At 57.6% G+C, this 18,616-nt stretch carries 17 protein-coding genes and 1 tRNA gene; 11 read left to right on the top strand and 7 right to left on the bottom strand.

Going from position 1 to position 18,616, the window contains the following annotated elements; genetic code table 11:
• Nucleotides 1-19: 19 nt before the first annotated feature.
• Nucleotides 20-574: an AbrB family transcriptional regulator gene (locus JMF94_RS02105; RefSeq protein WP_346770003.1), complete on the bottom strand. Its 555-nt coding sequence runs from the start codon at nucleotides 572-574 to the stop codon at nucleotides 20-22.
• Nucleotides 575-834: 260 nt separating this feature from the next.
• On the opposite strand from JMF94_RS02105, the gene ggt reads away from it, so the two are divergent.
• The 7 genes from ggt to JMF94_RS02070 all read left to right on the top strand — a co-directional run bounded on the left by ggt (nucleotide 835) and on the right by JMF94_RS02070 (nucleotide 8,451).
• Nucleotides 835-2,499, top strand: coding sequence for a gamma-glutamyltransferase (ggt, locus tag JMF94_RS02100; protein ID WP_240823545.1), 1,665 nt, complete (start codon nucleotides 835-837; stop codon nucleotides 2,497-2,499).
• The gene (locus JMF94_RS02095) at nucleotides 2,453-2,728 is read left to right on the top strand and encodes a hypothetical protein (protein WP_240823681.1); all 276 of its coding nucleotides are present in this window, start codon (nucleotides 2,453-2,455) and stop codon (nucleotides 2,726-2,728) included. Before ggt ends, JMF94_RS02095 begins: the two co-directional genes overlap by 47 nt.
• Before the next feature lie 528 nt (nucleotides 2,729-3,256).
• The gene (locus tag JMF94_RS02090) at nucleotides 3,257-4,426 is read left to right on the top strand and encodes an ABC transporter substrate-binding protein (protein WP_192112143.1); all 1,170 of its coding nucleotides are present in this window, start codon (nucleotides 3,257-3,259) and stop codon (nucleotides 4,424-4,426) included.
• 363 nt (nucleotides 4,427-4,789) lie between these two features.
• Nucleotides 4,790-5,704 carry a branched-chain amino acid ABC transporter permease gene (locus JMF94_RS02085; RefSeq protein WP_240823544.1) on the top strand — a complete coding sequence of 305 codons (915 nt, stop codon included), beginning with the start codon at nucleotides 4,790-4,792 and terminating at the stop codon, nucleotides 5,702-5,704.
• A 13-nt stretch (nucleotides 5,705-5,717) separates the two neighbouring features.
• Nucleotides 5,718-6,881 (top strand): branched-chain amino acid ABC transporter permease, encoded by a 1,164-nt coding sequence (locus JMF94_RS02080; RefSeq protein WP_240823543.1) that lies wholly within the window; start codon nucleotides 5,718-5,720, stop codon nucleotides 6,879-6,881.
• Between the two features lie 77 nt (nucleotides 6,882-6,958).
• Entirely contained in the window at nucleotides 6,959-7,729 is a 771-nt protein-coding gene (locus JMF94_RS02075) for an ABC transporter ATP-binding protein (RefSeq protein ID WP_192112140.1), read from the top strand.
• On the top strand, nucleotides 7,729-8,451 hold the full coding sequence (locus tag JMF94_RS02070) for an ABC transporter ATP-binding protein (protein ID WP_209819340.1): 723 nt from the start codon (nucleotides 7,729-7,731) through the stop codon (nucleotides 8,449-8,451). Before JMF94_RS02075 ends, JMF94_RS02070 begins: the two co-directional genes overlap by 1 nt.
• An 84-nt stretch (nucleotides 8,452-8,535) precedes the next feature.
• Here the strand turns inward: JMF94_RS02070 and JMF94_RS02065 are convergent, their stop codons facing one another.
• A complete protein-coding gene (locus tag JMF94_RS02065) occupies nucleotides 8,536-9,198 on the bottom strand; it encodes a flavodoxin family protein (RefSeq protein ID WP_240823542.1) in 663 nt (220 codons plus the stop codon).
• 119 nt (nucleotides 9,199-9,317) lie between these two features.
• Here JMF94_RS02065 and JMF94_RS02060 point away from each other — a divergent pair, with 119 nt between their 5' ends.
• Entirely contained in the window at nucleotides 9,318-9,779 is a 462-nt protein-coding gene (locus tag JMF94_RS02060; protein WP_240823541.1) for a helix-turn-helix domain-containing protein, read from the top strand.
• Here the strand turns inward: JMF94_RS02060 and JMF94_RS02055 are convergent.
• A complete protein-coding gene (locus tag JMF94_RS02055; RefSeq protein ID WP_240823540.1) occupies nucleotides 9,707-10,699 on the bottom strand; it encodes a DMT family transporter in 993 nt (330 codons plus the stop codon). The genes JMF94_RS02060 and JMF94_RS02055 overlap by 73 nt on opposite strands.
• A gap of 138 nt (nucleotides 10,700-10,837) precedes the next feature.
• Between JMF94_RS02055 and JMF94_RS02050 the strand changes: the two genes are divergently transcribed.
• Nucleotides 10,838-11,740, top strand: a complete 903-nt coding sequence (locus tag JMF94_RS02050; RefSeq protein WP_240823539.1) for a LysR family transcriptional regulator — start codon at nucleotides 10,838-10,840, stop codon at nucleotides 11,738-11,740.
• Between the two features lie 72 nt (nucleotides 11,741-11,812).
• Nucleotides 11,813-12,748, top strand: coding sequence for a TIGR01777 family oxidoreductase (locus tag JMF94_RS02045; RefSeq protein ID WP_240823538.1), 936 nt, complete (start codon nucleotides 11,813-11,815; stop codon nucleotides 12,746-12,748).
• 57 nt (nucleotides 12,749-12,805) lie between these two features.
• On the opposite strand, the gene JMF94_RS02040 is transcribed toward JMF94_RS02045, so the two are convergent.
• Both JMF94_RS02040 and JMF94_RS02035 read right to left on the bottom strand, forming a co-directional pair.
• On the bottom strand, nucleotides 12,806-13,579 hold the full coding sequence (locus JMF94_RS02040) for an ABC transporter permease (protein ID WP_240823537.1): 774 nt from the start codon (nucleotides 13,577-13,579) through the stop codon (nucleotides 12,806-12,808).
• 2 nt (nucleotides 13,580-13,581) lie between these two features.
• Nucleotides 13,582-14,205 (bottom strand): ABC transporter ATP-binding protein, encoded by a 624-nt coding sequence (locus tag JMF94_RS02035; RefSeq protein ID WP_240823536.1) that lies wholly within the window; start codon nucleotides 14,203-14,205, stop codon nucleotides 13,582-13,584.
• 278 nt (nucleotides 14,206-14,483) lie between these two features.
• Between JMF94_RS02035 and JMF94_RS02030 the strand changes: the two genes are divergently transcribed.
• Nucleotides 14,484-16,340, top strand: a complete 1,857-nt coding sequence (locus JMF94_RS02030; RefSeq protein ID WP_240823535.1) for a DEAD/DEAH box helicase — start codon at nucleotides 14,484-14,486, stop codon at nucleotides 16,338-16,340.
• Nucleotides 16,341-16,590: 250 nt separating this feature from the next.
• On the opposite strand, the gene JMF94_RS02025 is transcribed toward JMF94_RS02030, so the two are convergent.
• Both JMF94_RS02025 and JMF94_RS02020 read right to left on the bottom strand, forming a co-directional pair.
• Nucleotides 16,591-16,666: transfer RNA gene (locus JMF94_RS02025), tRNA-Lys, on the bottom strand.
• Nucleotides 16,667-16,758: 92 nt separating this feature from the next.
• Complete coding sequence (locus JMF94_RS02020) at nucleotides 16,759-18,513, bottom strand: glutamine--tRNA ligase/YqeY domain fusion protein (protein ID WP_346769999.1); 1,755 nt, start codon at nucleotides 18,511-18,513, stop codon at nucleotides 16,759-16,761.
• Between the last annotated feature and the right edge of the window lie 103 nt (nucleotides 18,514-18,616).

Genomic DNA, 18,616 nt, shown 5'->3' with positions numbered 1-18,616 from the left:
GATGTCTGACGTTAAACGACTATTTAACTAGATAAGACAGCATCTTGGCAACTATGGGCGAGAGCAAAACAATGGCATAGATCCGCACCAGATGGTACACCATCACCATGGGGGCTTCAGCCCCAGTGCCGCCAGAAAGTGCCACCACCGCATTGAATCCACCGGGGCTGGTCGCCAAATACGCTCCGCCCACAGAAAGCCCGCCCCAACGCACGGCAATCCATGTGCACAAAAGCCCCGCCATCAGAATAATGCCTGTTGAAAGCAGCATCATGGGCCAGGTGTCGCGCACGGCATTGAGCATGCCGGGATTATACATGTTGCCCACAAGCACGCCCACGCACCCGTAGACAATAAAGCGCACCCAATGCGCCATGTCGGGGGAGGTAATGGATCCGCAGCTTTTAAAAATCACCACGGCGATCATGGCCCCTGTCATGGCCCCGCCGGGCAGGTGAAAACGGTCAAAAACAAAACTTCCTGCAAGCCCCACGGCAAACAGCATTATTGTTGTACCCATATCGTGTCCTTCGCGTCGCGCAATGCGCGGCTGCCTACTGATCTGTAGCCGCACCTGCGCGGCGTTAGACCTGCTTACGCCCTTTTTTGTCACCTCTCAATGAGGCTTGTGCGCCGTATCCTGCCAAGTATGGAGCAACGTTTTGCGTCTGTTTTTCAGCTGAGGCACGAGTTGAGCCGTGGGTTTGACGTGCCGCGCCCCCGCCGCTAGTCTGCTGCAATGCCACGGCTTACCCACTGCATGCCATTTGGGTCAGATTTGCACCCTTTTGGCGGCACCTATGCGACACCTAGCCACCCCACACAGGAAGCATCATGAATTTTGCAGCCAGCCCCTATGCGGAAACGGAATCCCAACGTTTTGACCCCATGACCACGCGGGGCATGGTCACCTCGCCGCACTACCTGGCCACACAGGCAGGCGTGGATATTCTGCGTAAGGGCGGCACCGCCCTTGACGCCGCCGTGGCCGTGGCAGCAGTGCTGGCCGTTGTGTACCCGCAGATGTGCAGCATCGGCGGCGATAACTTCTGGCTGGCGCACGAGGCCGCAACTGGCGCGCTGCACGGCATCAACGCCTGTGGGCGCTCTGGCGAAAATGTCACGCGGGATTTCTTTGCGCAAAAGGGCCTTGTGTCCATTCCTCTGCGCGGGCCGCTGTCTGCCTGCACTGTGCCCGGTGTGGTTTCTGGTTGGGATGCCGCGCATACGCTCAGCCGCTCATGGGGCAGCCCTCTTGCCTTGGGCGACCTGCTGCAAGAGGCCATCAGCCTTGCGGCAGAAGGTTTTGCCGTAACGCCCTCCCTGGCCCACTGGCTGCATGAAGACTGCAAGCCAGACACGACGGGCTATCGGCAATTGCAGCGGTTTCCCGGCTTTGCCAGCACGTTTTTACCCAATGGCACGCCCCCCCCAACTGGGGCGGTGCTGCGTCTGCCCGAGCTTGCCGCGACTCTTGACCTCATCGCCCGCGAAGGCGCGCGCGTATTTTATGAAGGCGAACTGGCCGAGCGCCTGACCCGCTGGCTTGCCAGCAACGGCGGTCTGCTCACAGCGCGGGATTTCGCCGCACATCAGGCAGAAACCGTCACACCCCTGCGTGTGCGCTACCGAGGCCTTGAGTGCTGCAACCTGCCGCCCAATACCCAGGGTCTGGCTTCGCTCTCCATACTCAACATCCTTGAGCATCTGGATATCCAAGGCATGGGAGAGGGCAGCGCCGCATACCTGCATACTATAGTTGAAGCCACCAAGCTGGCCTTTGCCGATCGCGATGCTCATGTGACTGATCCCGACTTTGCCGACATTCCTGTAGATTATCTGCTGTCTCCGGAGCATGGGCGCGAGCTTGCCCGTCGCATTGACCCTGCCCGCGCGCTCTGCCCTACCAACCCTCTGGAACCCAAGGGCGACACCTGCTGGTTCGGCGTGGTGGACGCTGAGGGGAACGCTGTTTCTGCCATTCAGAGCATTTTTCACGACTTTGGCTCGGGCCTTGTGGCGGGCGACACGGGCATCCTGCTGCAAAACCGAGGCAGTTTTTTTTCACTTGATCCCAGCCACGTTAACAGGCTGGAACCGCGCAAACGCACCATGCACACGCTCAACCCGCCCATGCTGCGCAAAAACGGCAAGCCCTGGCTGGTTTACGGCACCATGGGCGGCGAGGGGCAACCCCAGACGCAGGCGGCCATAGTCACCAGAATGGTAGATTTTGGCCTGAGTCCGCACGATGCTGTGGCCGCACCGCGCTGGCTGTATGGCCGGAGCTGGGGCCTGCCGATGAACAATCTTCGGCTTGAGGGCCGCTTCAGCCCCCAATTGGCCCAAGCACTCACCAAACAGGGACATTCGGTGGAACGCATCGCTGACTTCAGCGACCTGATGGGCCATGCCGGAGCCATTCTTTGTAATCAGGATACCGGGATGTTGTTTGGAGCAACTGATCCGCGCAGCGACGGGCTGGCTGCTGGTTATTGACCCAGGCAATCCAGGCAATCTTTTTCTGTGGCTTTTGCCGCTGAATCGTGCTTATATACCGCAGGTTTTTTTAGTCTGTCAGGGTGCTCTGCCATGTCTGACGCAACGCAGAAGCGGCGCAGAAAACGTAGCTGGCGGCAGTGCTGCGAACAGGGGTTCATCAGGCTCCGGCAGCGGCGCGTTTCACAAGGCCTACCAGTTCGTAGAATATGATAACAAGCTAAAATAATTTTATATTTTTTGATTTTCCAGGCACAATACCGACAATGCGGGCGCAACCCTCCCACAAAATCGACAAAAAAGTATTTTTCACTTTAAAAACAATTTCACCTTAATAAACAGATGGTTGCATATTTAAGCGATATAATTTCCTAGCCGCAAAGCGTATGCTCACGGTCAGAAGGCCCGCAGGACTGAAATGTCACCGGGCTGATAACTCAAAAAAAGATTTTTTAATTCAGCATATTACTATAATATCTCACAGAATAATCTAATGGCTCCCCCCGTCATGGTATCATATTTGACTTGCGATACCACATATGCGACAAGATTCATGCTCTGGTTATCGTTTTATTTTTTCACTGTTTTGTGGTGTTTACGCATAAAAAGCTACCAAAACGTATTTTTTGTGTAGCTAAATTTTACAAATTGTGTTCTTTTCCAGCAACTTAGCAAAACGGAATATTTTTTGCTTTGTTCAGCCTTACCGTATTTTTGGTACACCCCTGTAACTGCACATAAAACTCGGGAGGCCTTCATGAATTTGCTGAAAGTAGCGTCAGTTTGCGCCCTGTCTCTCTTTGTGGGGCAAGCGGCCATGGCCGCAGAAGCTCCGATCAAAATCGGGTTCCCCATCCCGCTTACTGGTGAAATCCCCAAGGTGGGCGAAGGCTCCAAGTATGCGGCTGAAATGCTGAAGGAAGAGATCAATGCCAAGGGCGGGCTGAAAGTGGGCGACAAGATGTACCCGCTTGAATTCATTTATGAAGACAATGAATCCAAACCCGAGTCTGCCGTTAACGTGACCCTCAAGCTCATTGAGCGCGACAAAGTCATGGCCATCGTTGGCCCCCAGTCTTCCCGCCAGGCCGTGCCTGCGGGCGCTGTAGCCAATGACGAGCAGGTGCCCATGATCACCCCCTGGTCCACCAACCCCGACGCCACCAAGGATCGCCCCTGGGTCTTCCGTGGGGCCTTCCTTGACCCCTTCCAGGCTCCTGTGGCCGTGGACTTCACCACCAAGAAGTTCAACGCCAAAAAGGCCGCCGTTCTGTTTGAAGTATCCAACGACTACTCCAAGGGACTTGCCGACAACTTCAAGGAAGCCTTTGAAAAGACTCACGGCAAAGGTTCTGTGGTGGCCATGGAATCGCACGGTCCCAAAGACCAGGATTTCTCTGCCCAGCTGACCAAGATCATCGCGGCAAAACCCGACTTCATATTTGTGCCTGAAAACTACAGCTTTGCGGCCCTTATCGTGCCTCAAGCCCGTGACCTCGGCTACAAGGGGCCCTTCATGGGTTCCGATGCATGGGGTTCCGCCGAGCTTTTCAACCTTTGCGGCAAAGACTGTGTGGATCAGTTCTTCTCCACCCACTACACCGCCGAGGGCGCGACTGGCAAAACCAAGGAATTCATCGACAAGTACAAGGCCAAGTACGGCTATGTGCCTGACGACGTTGCCGCTCTGACCTGGGACTCCATCAATATCGTGCTTCAGGCCATCCAGAAGGCTGGCAAGATTGATCCCGACCTCAAGAAAGAACGCAAGATCATTCGCGACAACATGGCTGGCATGGCTAACTTTGACGGCATCACCGGCAGCATGAAGTTTGACGAAAACCGCGACCCCATCAAGTGCGCGGTTATCGTGCGCGTGACGGAAACCGGCGCGTTCGCCTTTGTGGAATCTGTCTGCCCCAAATAGCAGACATCAGCAGGTAATTGGCTCTGCCGCGCGGCCCAACCACAGGGGGCCGCGCGGCGGCAAAACAGCCGCTGCGGATAAAATCTGCGCACAGATCAGATCGATATTTTTTTGCCTTTGACTGAACCCCATTACGAATCAGGAATGGTTTTTTGCGTTTTTGGGGATTAAAAGTATGCAGAGGTGAGGCTTGCCTTGCACCGCTGCCGTAAGCCCCCTTGGAGCAAAGTGTTTTTTGCTTGAACGGGCGGTTCAGGGGGCACATACGCGCACTGCCGCTCAGCATTCGGGTTTTGACCAGGAATTAACAAAACTGCGCCACAGGATTTGCACACTGTAACCGTCAGCATTTTTGGGTAGCCTATGGACTTTCTGCTGCAACAGACCCTCAACGCCTTGCAATGGGGCAGCTTTTACGCCCTCATCGCCTTGGGCTACACCTTGGTTTACGGGGTTCTGCGCCTCATCAACTTCGCCCACGGCGATATTTTTATGGTTGGGGCCTACATTTCCTTTTTTGTGGCCACGTATCTGGTTTCTTCCGATGGCCTAGCCCTTTCAAAGCCAATGACGCTGTGGCTGACCATTGTTCTGACAATGGGCCTCACAGCCCTTGTGGGCGTTACGCTTGAGCGCATTGCCTATCGGCCCCTGCGCCGCAAGGGCGCGCACAGGCTCTATGTGGTCATAACCGCACTGATGTGCGGCCTTATTCTTGAAAACGGCAACCTTGCTCTGCTTGGGGCAACCAAGCGCAAGCTGCCCGAGCTTATCGACAAAACCGTGTACTCCATCGGGCCGCTGGTCATCACAAACCTGAAAGTATGGGTTATTGTGGCTGCGGTGCTGGTATTCCTGTTCTTGCAGACCATTGTCACGCGCACCAAGGTGGGAATGGCCATGCGCGCGGTTTCCTGGGACCGCTTTGCCCTGCCGCTCATGGGAATACCGCTCGACAGCGTCATTGTGGTCACCTTTGTGCTTGGCTCGGGCATTGCCGGGCTTGGCGGCATGCTCTTTGCCATGTGCTACCCCAACCTAGAGCCTTACATGGGCGCCATGATCGGCTGGAAGGCCTTTATCGCGGCGGTTGTGGGCGGCATTGGCGACATACGCGGCGCATTTGTGGGCGGCTTTATGCTGGCATTTGTAGAAATCATGGTGGTGGCCTTCTTGCCGTCCACCTACATGGATCTGTTTTCCTTCACCATCCTGCTGCTCATCCTGTGGGTGCGGCCCACGGGCATTTTCGGCATGCCGCAAACGACCAAAATCTAGCCGGAGTGTCTGAATGCTGCCTCTTTTTGTACAAACGGTTCTTGCGATTCTGGGCGTGCTCTGCTTCGGCTATGCCATCAAACGGGCTGTCAAACAGAGGAAGATAGACTGTCTTCTGTTCCTGATCGGCGGGCTGGTGCTTGTTTTTGCCGAATATTTTTCGTGGATTGACGGCTACTGGCTTTCGGTCATCAAGTTCATGGGCCTCAACGTTATTTTTGCCACCAGCCTGAACCTTGTGAACGGCTACATGGGCGAATTTTCCTGTGGTCACGCGGGTTTTATGTGCGTGGGGGCCTATGTGGGCGGGCTTATCTCCATCATTCTGTTCACCAAGAACAAAATGTTGGGCGCGCCCCTGCTGCCGCCGGAACTCGCGCCCCTGCTCTTTCCCCTGGTGCTTGCCGCAGCGGGCGGCGTGGCGGCCCTCTTTGGCCTGCTGGTGGCCCTGCCTTCGTTCAAAACCCGTGACGACTATCTGGCAATCATCACCATTGCCGCCAACTACATCATCATTTCGCTTATCATCAATATTGACTTTGTGGGCGGCCCGCGCGGCCTTACGGGCATGCGCGGCGTGGTGCGCGCCATGGAGAACGTGGCCGACATCCCCTGGATGATGATCTGGATGCTGCTTGGCGTTATGATCACCACCATGATGCTGTACCGTCTGGTAAACAGTACCCTTGGCAAGGGCATACCTGCGGTGTGCCAGAACGAAGTTGCCGCAGAAATCATGAGCGTCAACACCAAGCGGGTGAAGCTCGTGGCCTTTATGGTCTCGGCGGGCATTGCCGGTGTGGCGGGCGCGCTTTATGCGCACATGTTCAGCTCCATCTACGCCAACAGCTTTGGTATCATGAAGTCCACCGAGGCCATGGTCATGGTGTACCTGGGCGGCATGGGTTCACTTTCCGGCTCGGTGCTCGCCGCCGTGATGTTTACTCTGCTGATCGAGCTTTTGCGCTTCGCCCTGCCCGCCATGAGCGACCTGGCCCACATGCTGCCCTTTGTGCCCAATTCGTTCAACATCAGCCAGGAATGGAAGTGGGTCATCATCCCGCTGATTCTCATTCTGCTCATGCAGTTCAGGCCCGAGGGCCTCTTGGGCAACAGGGAACTGACCGATGTGTTCCCCAAACTGAAACGGCTGGTAAGCTTCGGCAAGCGCGACTAAAGCAATTCCGGCCCCAGGGCGGCGCGTCCTGAAAGCGCCATTGATACAGATACAACCAGAACGAGTGGGGGCTGACCTTGGCACTGCTTGAAATGAAAGAAGTCACGCAACGCTTCGGCGGGCTGATTGCGTTAACGGATTTTTCCATCGCCGTGGAAGACCACTCCCTTGTGGGCCTTATCGGCCCCAACGGCGCGGGCAAAACAACGGTGTTCAATCTGGCATCCGGCTTTTATCACGCCACTGAGGGGCAGATTGTCTTTAACGGCCATACATACGATACACGCCTTGAGCCGCATCAGGTGACGGCCATGGGCATGGCCCGCACCTTTCAGAACATCCGCCTGTGGAACGACATGACAGTGCTCGACAACATCTGCGTGTCGCAATACCACAGGCTGGGATACGGGCTGCTTGACGCCTGGCTCTGCAACGAGCGCTACAGCCGCGAGGAAAAACGCGTGCGGCAAAAGGCCTCTAAGATTCTTGAAATCATGGAGCTGGCAGATGTGGCCAATGAATTTCCCAAAAACCTCCCCTACGGCCTGCAACGCCGGGTGGAGCTGGCCCGCGCCCTTTCCACAGACCCCAAGCTGCTGCTGCTTGATGAACCCGCCGCTGGCCTGAACTCCTCGGACGTGGACGGCCTCATCAAGCACATCCGCTGGATATTTGACGAATTCAAAATCGCCATCTGGATGATCGAGCATCAGATGAAGGTTGTCATGTCGCTGTGTCAGCACATTACCGTGGTGGAATTTGGCAAGACCATTGCCAAAGGCACGCCGCAGGAAATTCAGTCCAACCCCGATGTCATCAAGGCCTACTTGGGCGACGAGAACGTGTGATGCTACTGGAAGTTGAAAATCTCTACGCCGGCTATGGCAAGATTGAAGCCCTTCACGGCATTTCATTTCACGTGAACAAGGGCGAAATAGTCACCCTCATCGGGGCCAACGGCGCTGGCAAATCTACCACGCTCAAGGCCGTCATGCGCCTCACTCCGCCGGAATCGCCCACTGTTATCAGCGGCGACATCCGCTTTAACGGCGAATCCATCCTGAAAACAGAGCCGCACCATGTGGTGGCCCGCCTCAAGATGGATCTTGTGCCCGAAGGACGCCACATTTTCGGCAACCTCACGGTGAACGAAAACCTCAAGCTGGCTACCTGGACACGCAAGGACAACAATATCCAGCGGGATGTGGACAAGGTTTTTGAGCTTTTTCCGCGCCTTAAGGAACGCATGCACCAGCGCAGCGACACGCTCTCTGGCGGCGAACAGCAAATGCTGGCCGTGGGCCGCGCGCTCATGACCAACTGCTCGGTGCTCTTGCTGGATGAACCCTCCATGGGGCTTTCGCCCCTGCTGATGTACGACATGTTCCGTACCTTCAAGCAGCTCAACAGCGAAGGTCTGACCGTTGTGGTTGTGGAGCAGAACGCCCGCCTGGCGCTCCAGGTGGCAGATCGCGGCTACGTGCTCGACACAGGCAGCATCGTGGCAGAAGGTTCCGCCGCCCATCTGGCCGACACGCCGGAAATCAAGGCAGCCTATCTGGGCGCATAAGCCTGCTCTAGCATAACTATCAGCAATGACAAAGCCCCCGTTGAAAAACGGGGGCTTTGTGTTTTGCCGTGGGCAGTACGGAAGCTATCTGGCGGCGGCAACCATTGCAGCGCCTATGCGGCGGGCCTGCTCCAAATCTTGTGGGAAATGCGCATCGCGGTAAGCGGCTTTTTCCGGCTCGGAGAACCGCTCGCACTTGTACTTGCTGTAGTCGGCAAACTGATAGGTATTGTGCACATGCTGCACTTGCGGCTCGCCAAAAAGACGGCCCACAAAGGTTTCCATGCCCTTGAGGTTCTGGAGGTAGCCGTACTGCTCCATTTCTTCGCTGCTCACGTTCATGGCGTAAATAAAGGCTGTGGGCATGCGCTTGGGAGCGAGCGAACTGTACTCTTTGTCATACACAAAAAAGGGAAACATCAGGCGTTCCAGGAAACTGCGCATCATACCCGTGACATTGCCAAAATAAATGGGGCTGCCAAAGATAAGTCCGTCCGCCCGCGAGAGCTTTTCCAGCACAGGAGGCAGATCATCCTTGACTGCGCAGTGGCCGTAGCTCTTGCCGCCCACCCGCTTGCACGAAAAACAGCTCACGCATCCCTTGTAGTTGAGATCGTAGAGGTGGATCATCTCGGTTTCGACTGTTTCGCTACAGGGTGCGGCGGCGGCTCCATCCAGAGCTGCCTGAAGCAACTTTACGGTATTGAACTTCTTTCGCGGGCCACCGTTTATGGCGTAAATTTTCATTATATCCTCCTGTGGGAATGGGTTGATGGCAAGGGACTTCTTGACCACCATGTATACATGCTTTAATATTATTATCACAAGTACGCATTTTTTTCTTCCCTACTTTTTGCGAGCATACCATGACAAAATCTTCTTCACGCGCCGCCAGCTGCCTGTACGATAACAAGGCAGAATGCCCCATCCTGCACGTTTTCAAGTGCATCGGTGGCAAGTGGAAACTGCCCGTTCTGTGGCATTTGGCCGAAAAAGAGACCCTTCGTTACAATGAGCTGAAACGCACTGTGCGGGGCGTCACCAACATGATGTTGACCAAGTGCCTGCGCGAGCTGGAAGATTTTGATCTTGTGCATCGCATGCAATACAACGAAATTCCACCCAGAGTTGAATACTCCCTCACAGAGCGCGGCAAAACACTACTCCCGGCGCTGGAGGCGCTGTACGCCTGGGGCCGGGAGCATCTGGATTTTGAAAAAAATGCGGAAAAGCTAGAAGCAGAAGATTGCGGCTGTCAGCCCCGCGCCTGCCCGGATAGTTTGGTAGACGTTTCGGCGGATACTTCCAAGGGCGGCTCGGCTGCCTGAGCACATCCGGCCCCGCTACGGCAGTTTTCCACCACAATGCCGGTGATAATCAGCGCGCCACCAAGCAGGGTCGCCAGGGTCATCTGTTCACCCAGCAGGGCCGCGCCAAACAGCACCGCCGCCAGGGGATTGAGCGCAATGAATACGCCAGCGCGTGCCACGCCAATTTTCTGGATGCCGTCATAGTACCATATATAGGCCACGGCGGAGCCAACTATGCCCAGATAGAGCAGACTGAGCATCTCGCCGCTGCTGAACAGCGCCACAGCGGCAAAATCCAGTGCGCCTGTGCAGGCGGTATAGGCCGCCAGCATGAGGGTTCCGGCATAGATGGAGTACGTTACTGTGTGCAGCGGCCCAAGCTGCCGCACCACTGATTTGCAAAACACGCTGTAGGCGCTCCAGCTCAGCACGCAACCGCCTATAAGCGCCTCGCCCAGCCAGCCGCTGCCGCCAGCCCCTGCCCGCTGGGGATCGCCGCCGCCGACCACCAGAGCCACACCGCCGAAACACAGGGCAATGCCAAGCATTTTCAGCGCGCTCACGCGTTCACGGTAAAAAAGGTAGGCGATAAGGGCCATGACCGCCGGGTTCAAGGCCACAATCAGCGCCGCGCGCGAAGCGCTGATGTGCTGCAAGCCGCTGAAGAAGAAAAAACTGTACGAAAATATGCCGCAAAACCCCAGCAGGGTCACCACCAAGGCCTGCCCCACCGTCACGCGGCGAAAACCCTTGCCGGAAACCACAAGGAACAGACTCAGCGCCGCCGAGGCCAGCAAAAAACGCAGGCTGGCCGAAAACATGGGCGCAACGCCAGCCAGGCTCCTGCCCGCAATGAAAGTCCCGCCCCAGGCCACGGCCACAAGAGCCAGCCGCACGTATACGGCGGCGTCCCCCGCGCGTTCTTTTGCAACACTCATTTAATCCCTGACTTTGCTGAAATTCTGCGGTCAAAAGCTGTTCACAGATTGCACCCATTGCACCCGCGAGCCAATATGCATACACTTACGAGCATGTTTATTCATAGAGAAATGAGCAATAACTCATGGTAAATCGCAATGACGCTGACCCAGCTTGAAATATTTTCCACCGTGGCCGCGCGCCGTGGCTTCACTGCCGCCGCCCTGCAACTGGGCATTTCGCAATCGGGCGTATCCCACGCCATTGAAGCGCTTGAGCAGGAGTTTGGCGTGGCCCTGCTGCGACGCGGCAAAAATCTGGAACTTACAGATGTGGGCGCTCGCCTGCTGCGTCAGGCTCAGGCCATGCTTGGGTTGGCGGAATCCATGCGGCAGGAGGCCTCGGACGCACGCGGCATGAAGCGTGGCACGTTGCGCATCGGTTCTTTTGGCCCCACAGCTTCGCTGCGTCTGCTGCCCCCGGTGCTTGAAAAATACCGCGCGGTTTACCCCGGCATTGAAATCCATGTGGATGAAGGCCCTGACGGCGAGGTGGCCCAATGGCTCACAGACCACCGGGTGGATATTGGTTTTGTGACCTTGCCGGATGAACGGTTTGACACCTTCCCCCTCATGGAAGACCAGCTGGTGGCCTTGCTGCCGCTGGCGCACCCGCTGGCGAAGAAAAACGCCGTCACCCTTGAGGAACTCTGCGCCAGCCCCTTTGCCATGACCAGAGCCGGATCTGAAGACATTATCGGAGGTCTGTTCCGCGCGTTGCGCCTGCACCCCACTATCCGTTGGCGCTCGTTGCAGCTTGTGAGCACCATTGCCGCTGTGGCGCGGGGCGAGGCCGTGAGCATTGTGGCGGAATCCGCCCTGCCGTCAGATAAAGCACCGGGCTACGTCAAAAAGCCTCTCCGTCCAGCGGCCCGGCGTCAGGTAGCTCTGGCAGTGCCGGACGCGCGCCGCATGTCGCCCGCTGCGCGGGAGTTTATCCGCATGGCGCAGGAGGTTTTTCCGCATCCCGAGCAATCAGCCGCTAGACCGACGAAACGATAAAATTGCCTGTTCCCCGGCAAAAGGTATAGACTGCTTCAAACGCACGGCTTCGCACAACAGAGGGGGTTCACCATGCATGTTCTCATTCTGGGCGGCACAGGCTTTGTGGGGCGATACATGGCAACGGCACTCATGCGCCAGGGCCTCACCGTAAGCGTGGTTTCACGCAGGGCGGGCAAGGACGGCAACGGCCCGAGACGCGTGGTTTGGAACGGCTGGGATGGAGCGGCTCTGGCCGGATTGCTGGACGGCGTGGACGCCATCATCAATCTACAAGGCGAGAATATCGGGGGAGGCCGCTGGACGCCGGAGCGCAAGCAGGCCATTGTGAACAGCCGGGTAGAAACCGGGCAAGCCTTGTGCGTTGCCCTGCGCCTGCGCAAGGAACAATCCCACCACGCGCCTGCGACCCTCTTGCAGGCTTCGGCCAGCGGATACTATGGCCTGTGGCAAAACAACGCGCCGGCCTGCGATGAAGGTGCACCCTCCGGCACGGGATTTCTGGCCGAAACATGCCGCCAGTGGGAGCAAAGCACCGTGCCCGTTGAAGCATTGGGCATCCGCCGTTGCGTAATGCGCTTTGCCCCGGTGTTGGGCAAAAAGGCGGATGGAACCCCCGGCGGATTTCTGGAGCGCATGCTGCCGCCCTTCCGCATGTTCGTGGGCGGGCCGCTGGGCTCAGGCAAACAGCCCTTCTGCTGGACGCACCTTGAAGACGTAGCCGGAGCCGCCATCCTGCTGCTGCAAAGGCCCGACCTTGTGGGCACGTTCAACATCTGCGCGCCGCGCACCCCCCGCATGAGCGAATTTACCCACGCCCTTGGCAAGGCCTGCGGCAGGCCCTCGTGGCTGCCCGTGCCCGCACCGATACTGCGCCTGATGCTGGGGCAGATGGCCGATGAACTGCTGCTCGCAGGGCAAAACCCTGTTCCGGCGCGGCTACAGGCTGCTGGCTACGCCTTTCGCCAGCCAGATCTGGGTTCAGCCCTGCGGAGTGTGCTTATATAGAGCAGCTAACACATTCTTCGTAAACAGCGATCGGGCAGTTTCACTGGCAATCTGCGTCTAGAAAGCCACCTGTTTTTGCGCGTTCCAGAGCGTTCGGTAGCCGAAATAGAGCGAACAGAAACAGCACAGGCACACGCAGGCGCAAATAGCCACCATGATGGTTATCTGGTACAGGATGGCAGTGGTGGGCGCGGTGCCGGAAAGTATCTGGCCTGTCATCATGCCGGGCAACACCACGATACCCATGCCCAGCATGGAGTTGAGCGTGGGCACGAGGGCGGTTTCCAACGCCTGGCACACAAAGGGAAAGAGCACCTTCTCCGGTGTGGCCCCTATGTTCAGCAGCGCCTCCACACGCGCCCGCTGCCCCTCAAGGCCGTTCCAGAAGGACTTGAGGCCCAGCGAAACACCCGTAAGCGCATTGCCCATGAGCATGCCGCTGATGGGGATGAGGTATTGCGGATCAAACACGCTTTGCCCCACAATACAGGTTACGAAAAATATGATGATGCCCAGACCGCAACTGGCAATGGAAACAGACACTATTACCCTAAAGCGCGGGTTGAGCCTTTTGTTGCGCGAAAGCACCAGATAGATGGTAAAAAATACCAGTATGAGCAGATAGCCCATGGTGAGCAGCGGGTGCGGATGTTCGAAAAGAAAAGTCAGCGCATAGCCTGCGGCAATGAGCTGCAGGGTCATGCGCGCGCTTGCCAGCACCAGCAGTTTTGCCTGATTGATGCGGCATTTTTTCATAACCGCCAGCACCACCAGCAAGAGCACATAGACGAGCAAAAACGAGCCTAACTGAATCTGGGCAACGCCGTTCATGGTTATTCTGCCTCTGCCCGAAGGCTGATGATGTTTTCCGCATGCCGTTCTGTCAGGGCGGGATCATGGCTCACGGCTACCACGGTCATGCCGCGCTCGCGACAAAAGGCCAGCACCTGCGCCATAAAGCGCGCTGCCGTTTCCTGATCCAGAGCCGAGGTGGGTTCATCCAGCATCAGCACCTTGGGCAGAAATGAAAGGCAGATTGCCAGAAACACACGCTGGCGTTCGCCGCCGGAAAGATGCACGCAGGGCGCATCCAGCGGGAAATTGGCGCAACACAGACGCAGGAATTTCAGTTTGTCTTCCGCCGCAAGGTTGGCGGATTCCCTGGCTTCGCAAAAGGCGTCAAAATTCTCGCCCACTGTGCCTTCAAAAAGAAATACGGATTGCCCTGCCAGCAAAACCTCGCGCCTCAGGGCAATACTGTCGATGTCGGCCATGTCCTGCCCCTGGTACAGCACAGCGCCTGCCGTAGGGGCCAGCATTTTGTTGAACAGCCGCAGCAGCGTACTTTTGCCGCAGCCGCTGGGGCCGCTGATAAATGTGGCCTTGCCCTCTTCTATGTCCAGATCCTTGTAGGATATCTGGCCGTAGGCAAGACCGCGTGTCTGTATACAGGACATGGTTTCTCCTGATGGCTGACGTGGTGCAGGACTATTCCGGCGTAGGCCATCCTACAGAGGAGCGCGGCAAGGTCAACAGCCTGTAAACGGTTTGTGCCGCACAGCAGATTTTTTTTGCATCTGCGCCAGAATCATCATCCCTTGCGCGGGGCGGCTTCTGGGCGGTTTTTTTCAATCAGGCCGCCGTCTGCCGCAATCTGGGGCTGATGGGGCATTGTGCATTGGCGTGTATGAGGCTATGGTACGCTACCAAGTAATTTTTTATGTACAGGAACAGCATGTCCCCATCGTTCGAAGATTTTCATTTGTCCCCGGAATTATTGCAGGCCGTCAAGGATATGGGTTTTGAAGAACCCTCTCCTATTCAGGTGCTCGCCGTACCCTTCCTGCTGACTGGCCGCGACGCGGTAGGTCAGGCCCAGACCGGCACCGGCAAAACAGCCGCCTTTGGCATGCCCATTCTGGAAAAGCTCACCCCCACAAGGGCGGTGCAGTCGCTGGTACTTTGCCCCACGCGCGAGCTTGCCATTCAGGTAGCCGAAGAACTCAGCAAACTGGCCGCCCGCATGCGCGGCGTTGCCATTTTGCCCATATACGGCGGTCAGGCCATTGAACGCCAGCTCCGCGCTCTTGAACGCGGCGTGCAGGTGGTGGTAGGCACCCCTGGTCGCGTTATGGACCACCTCCAGCGCGGCACCCTCCGCCTGGGCGGCGCAACCACCATTGTGCTTGATGAAGCCGACGAAATGCTCGATATGGGCTTTCGCGAAGATATAGAAGCCATTCTGGAGCGGGTACCCGCTGAATGCCAGCGCGTACTCTTCTCGGCCACCATGCCCCCGGCCATTTTGCAGTTGAGCAAACGCTTTCTGCGTGAGCCGGAAATGCTGGCCATTGCCCAGAAAACCCTGACCGTGCCCGCCATTGAGCAGGTCTATTACGAAGTGCGCCCCCATCAGAAGATGGACGCGCTGTGCCGCGTGCTGGACGCCCAGGGATTCCGCAAGGCCCTTGTGTTCTGCTCCACCAAGCGCAGCGTGGACGAAGTGACGGCCCACCTGCAACAGCGGGGCTATCAGAGCGATGGCCTGCACGGCGATCTTGCCCAGTCGCAGCGCGACAGGGTCATGCAGCGTTTTCGCGGTGAGGGGCTGGACATTCTGATCGCCACGGACGTTGCCGCGCGCGGCATTGACGTGGACGATGTGGATGCCGTGGTCAACTACGACATTCCCCATGACGCTGAGCGCTACGTGCACCGCATTGGCCGCACTGGGCGCGCTGGTCGCGTGGGCAAGGCCTTTACCTTTGTGACCCTGCGCGAGCAGCACAAGCTGCGCGACATTATCCGGCATACCAAGGCCCGCATCCAGCAGGAACGCCTACCCTCGTTGCGCGACGTTGCCAACATCCGCACCTCGCGGCTGCTGGATGAAGTGCGCGCCACGCTGACCGCCGGAGCGCTGGAAAGCTGCATGCAGATGGTGGAAGACTTTTTGTCCGAACAGTTTGCCGATGATGTCATCACCAGCCGAGATGTGGCCGCAGCCCTGCTCAAGCTGCTGATGCAGCGCGATTTTGGCGATGCCACCAACGTGCCCGAAGAAGACCCTCTGGCCGAAGCGCCGCGCCGCTTTGGCCGCGACGGTCGCGATGGCCGTGACGGATTCCGTCAGGGCGACCGCGATGGCGCGCGCCCGCGCCGTAACGATGCGCCCATGACACGCCTGCACATCAGCGTGGGCCATGCCCACAAGGTTTCGCCCGGCGAAATGGTGGGCGCCATCACCGGAGAATGCGGCATTGCTGGCCGCAGCATCGGCGCCATCAGCATTCAGAAGCATTTCAGCCTTGTTGAAGTGCAGAGCGAATTTGCCGATGACGTGCTGGCCGTTCTTAACCGGGGCGTGTTCATTGCCGGTACGCGCGTGACCGCCAAGCTCGACACTGGCGGCGGCTCGTTCCAGCGCAAGAGTTTTGGCCCCGGCCCCCGCGCGCCGCGTGGCCCCCGGCCCGGGTACCCTGCCCGCAATCAACGCGATGGCGGCGGTAACGGTGGTGGTGGCGGTAAGCGGTTTACGCACCCCGACAAATGGGGCAGAAAACCGCGCGGCGCTGAAGACGACAGGGATTAATCTTTGTTGCCAGCACAACGGCCCGTTGACTCCTGGAGTCAACGGGCCGTTTTATTTTCATCTACGTGCCGCTCTAACTGTTGCATGAGGAACGAGAGCAGGCCCATTGCAGCGGCCACGCCTCCGGGTATCCGCACGGGCGGCTCCTTCCCAATCCTTGGGTAACGCCCCCACCTCAGATGCGCTTATCCCTTTATATGTCCAAAAGAAAAAGGGCTTACAGTGATTAGCTGTAAGCCCTTGAAATATGTGGTGGGTCGTGCGGGGATCGAACCTGCGACTCTCTGCTTAAAAGGCAGATACTCTACCTACTGAGTTAACGACCCGTAGAGACGCGGAATATAGCGACAGCCTTAGCAACTGTCAAGCGCGTCTTGCGACAAAATGCCGATCAAACCCATATTTGCTCAAAAAGTCGCTATGCGCCCTTCTTTTCCAGCTTGGCCCAGGTGTCGCGCAGCGTGGTTGTGCGGTTGAACACGGGCTTGGCGTCGGTGCTGTCCTTATCCTTGCAGTAGTAGCCAAGGCGCTCGAACTGCATCTTGTCCCCGGCCTTGAAAGTAGCCAGTGCAGGCTCCAGCAGGGCCTCCACCTTAGTGAGCGATTCGGGATTAAGGTTATCCAGAAACGTCTTGCCCTCGGGCGCGGCATTGGGGTTTTCCACCGCGAAAAGCTGATCGTACAGGCGCACTTCTGCGGGGATGGCGTGAGCCGCCGACACCCAATGGATGGTTCCCTTCACCTTGCGGCCATCGGGGCTTTGCCCGCCCTTGCTTTCTGGGTCGTACACGCAACGCAGTTCAACCACGTTGCCCGCATCGTCCAGCACGGCCTCGCGGCAGGTGATAAAGTAGGCGTAGCGCAGGCGCACTTCCGCACCAGGGGCCAGCCGGTGGAACTTTTTGGGCGGCTCAAGGCGGAAGTCGTCCCGCTCAATATACAGCTCGCGCGAAAACGGCACCTTGCGGCTGCCATAGGAGGCATCTTCCGGGTGGTAGGGCATGTCAAATTCTTCCACCTGGCCTACGGGATAGTTCTCAATAACCACCTTCACCGGGTCGAGTACAGCCATAACGCGCGGGGTATGCTCGTTGAGATATTCGCGTACGCAGAACTCGAGCATGGAGTATTCCACGGTGGAATCGGCGCGGGCCAGTCCGATACGGGAGCAGAATTCACGCAGGGCCTCGGGCGGGATGCCACGGCGGCGCATGCCGCTCAGGGTGGGCATGCGGGGATCGTCCCAGCCTGTAACGTGGCCTTCCTTCACAAGCTGAATGAGCTTGCGCTTGGAGAGCACCGTATAGGTGACATTAAGCCGCGCAAATTCGATCTGCTGCGGGCGGTACGCGCCGAGGGTTTCGAGCACCCAGTCGTACAGTTCACGGTTATTGATGAATTCCAGCGTGCAGAGCGAGTGGGTGATGCCCTCGATGGAGTCGGACAGGCAGTGGGTGTAGTCGTACATGGGGTAGATGCACCACTTGTTGCCCGTGCGATGGTGCTCCGCATGGCGGATGCGGTACAGCGTGGGATCGCGCATGACCACGTTGGGCGAAGTCATGTCGATCTTGGCGCGCAACACTTTTTGACCATCGCCAAATTCGCCCGCGCGCATACGGCGGAACAGATCAAGATTTTCGTCCACGCCCCGGTTACGCCAGGGGCTTTCGCGCCCAGGCTCGGTCAGGGTGCCACGATATTCGCGGATTTCCTCCGCCGAAAGGTCATCCACATAGGCCTTGCCCATCTTGATGAGCTGTTCGGCATAGTCATAGAGCTTCTCGAAGTAGTCGGAAGCGTAAAATTCGCGGTCATGCCACACGCCGCCAAGCCAGCGCACATCCTCACGGATGGAATCAACGTATTCCGTTTCTTCCTTGGTGGGGTTGGTGTCGTCAAAGCGCAGGTTGCACTGCCCGCCAAACTCCCTGGCAACGCCAAAGTTAAGGCAGATGGACTTGGCATGCCCCAGATGCAGATACCCGTTCGGCTCTGGAGGAAAACGCGTGTGTACGCGATTGCCGAATCGGCCCGAAGCGTTGTCTTCAGTTATGCGGGTACGGATGAAATCCAGGCCGACTTTTGCAGTATCGCCAGCGGCGGTGCCTTCAGCAACATTGGCGGGTGTCGTATCATTTTCGGGGGCCATAATGCGCTCCAATAGTTCCATTTAATGGGAAGTCCATAAAATTACGCCAAGCTGCGCCCCCGGTCAATGCGTGGCTGTGCTGGCTGCACGGCCCGCTTGTGATTCCCTTTTATTCATAGATGGC

The sequence above is a fragment of the Desulfovibrio sp. UIB00 genome (assembly GCF_022508225.1).
GTDB lineage: Bacteria > Desulfobacterota > Desulfovibrionia > Desulfovibrionales > Desulfovibrionaceae > Desulfovibrio.
The sequence above is the reverse complement of the archived record's forward strand: the minus strand, read 5'-3'. Positions and strand labels throughout refer to the sequence as shown.

Coding starts and splice junctions, on each gene's coding strand:
- JMF94_RS02040 (WP_240823537.1), bottom strand. CDS start 13,579: ATGAACGGCGTTGCCCAGATTCAGTTAGGCTCGTTTTTGCTCGTCTAT.
- JMF94_RS02090 (WP_192112143.1), top strand. CDS start 3,257: ATGAATTTGCTGAAAGTAGCGTCAGTTTGCGCCCTGTCTCTCTTTGTG.
- JMF94_RS02060 (WP_240823541.1), top strand. CDS start 9,318: ATGACAAAATCTTCTTCACGCGCCGCCAGCTGCCTGTACGATAACAAG.
- JMF94_RS02050 (WP_240823539.1), top strand. CDS start 10,838: ATGACGCTGACCCAGCTTGAAATATTTTCCACCGTGGCCGCGCGCCGT.
- JMF94_RS02065 (WP_240823542.1), bottom strand. CDS start 9,198: ATGAAAATTTACGCCATAAACGGTGGCCCGCGAAAGAAGTTCAATACC.
- ggt (WP_240823545.1), top strand. CDS start 835: ATGAATTTTGCAGCCAGCCCCTATGCGGAAACGGAATCCCAACGTTTT.
- JMF94_RS02070 (WP_209819340.1), top strand. CDS start 7,729: ATGCTACTGGAAGTTGAAAATCTCTACGCCGGCTATGGCAAGATTGAA.
- JMF94_RS02030 (WP_240823535.1), top strand. CDS start 14,484: ATGTCCCCATCGTTCGAAGATTTTCATTTGTCCCCGGAATTATTGCAG.
- JMF94_RS02085 (WP_240823544.1), top strand. CDS start 4,790: ATGGACTTTCTGCTGCAACAGACCCTCAACGCCTTGCAATGGGGCAGC.
- JMF94_RS02020 (WP_346769999.1), bottom strand. CDS start 18,513: ATGGAACTATTGGAGCGCATTATGGCCCCCGAAAATGATACGACACCC.
- JMF94_RS02055 (WP_240823540.1), bottom strand. CDS start 10,699: ATGAGTGTTGCAAAAGAACGCGCGGGGGACGCCGCCGTATACGTGCGG.
- JMF94_RS02035 (WP_240823536.1), bottom strand. CDS start 14,205: ATGTCCTGTATACAGACACGCGGTCTTGCCTACGGCCAGATATCCTAC.
- JMF94_RS02045 (WP_240823538.1), top strand. CDS start 11,813: ATGCATGTTCTCATTCTGGGCGGCACAGGCTTTGTGGGGCGATACATG.
- JMF94_RS02080 (WP_240823543.1), top strand. CDS start 5,718: ATGCTGCCTCTTTTTGTACAAACGGTTCTTGCGATTCTGGGCGTGCTC.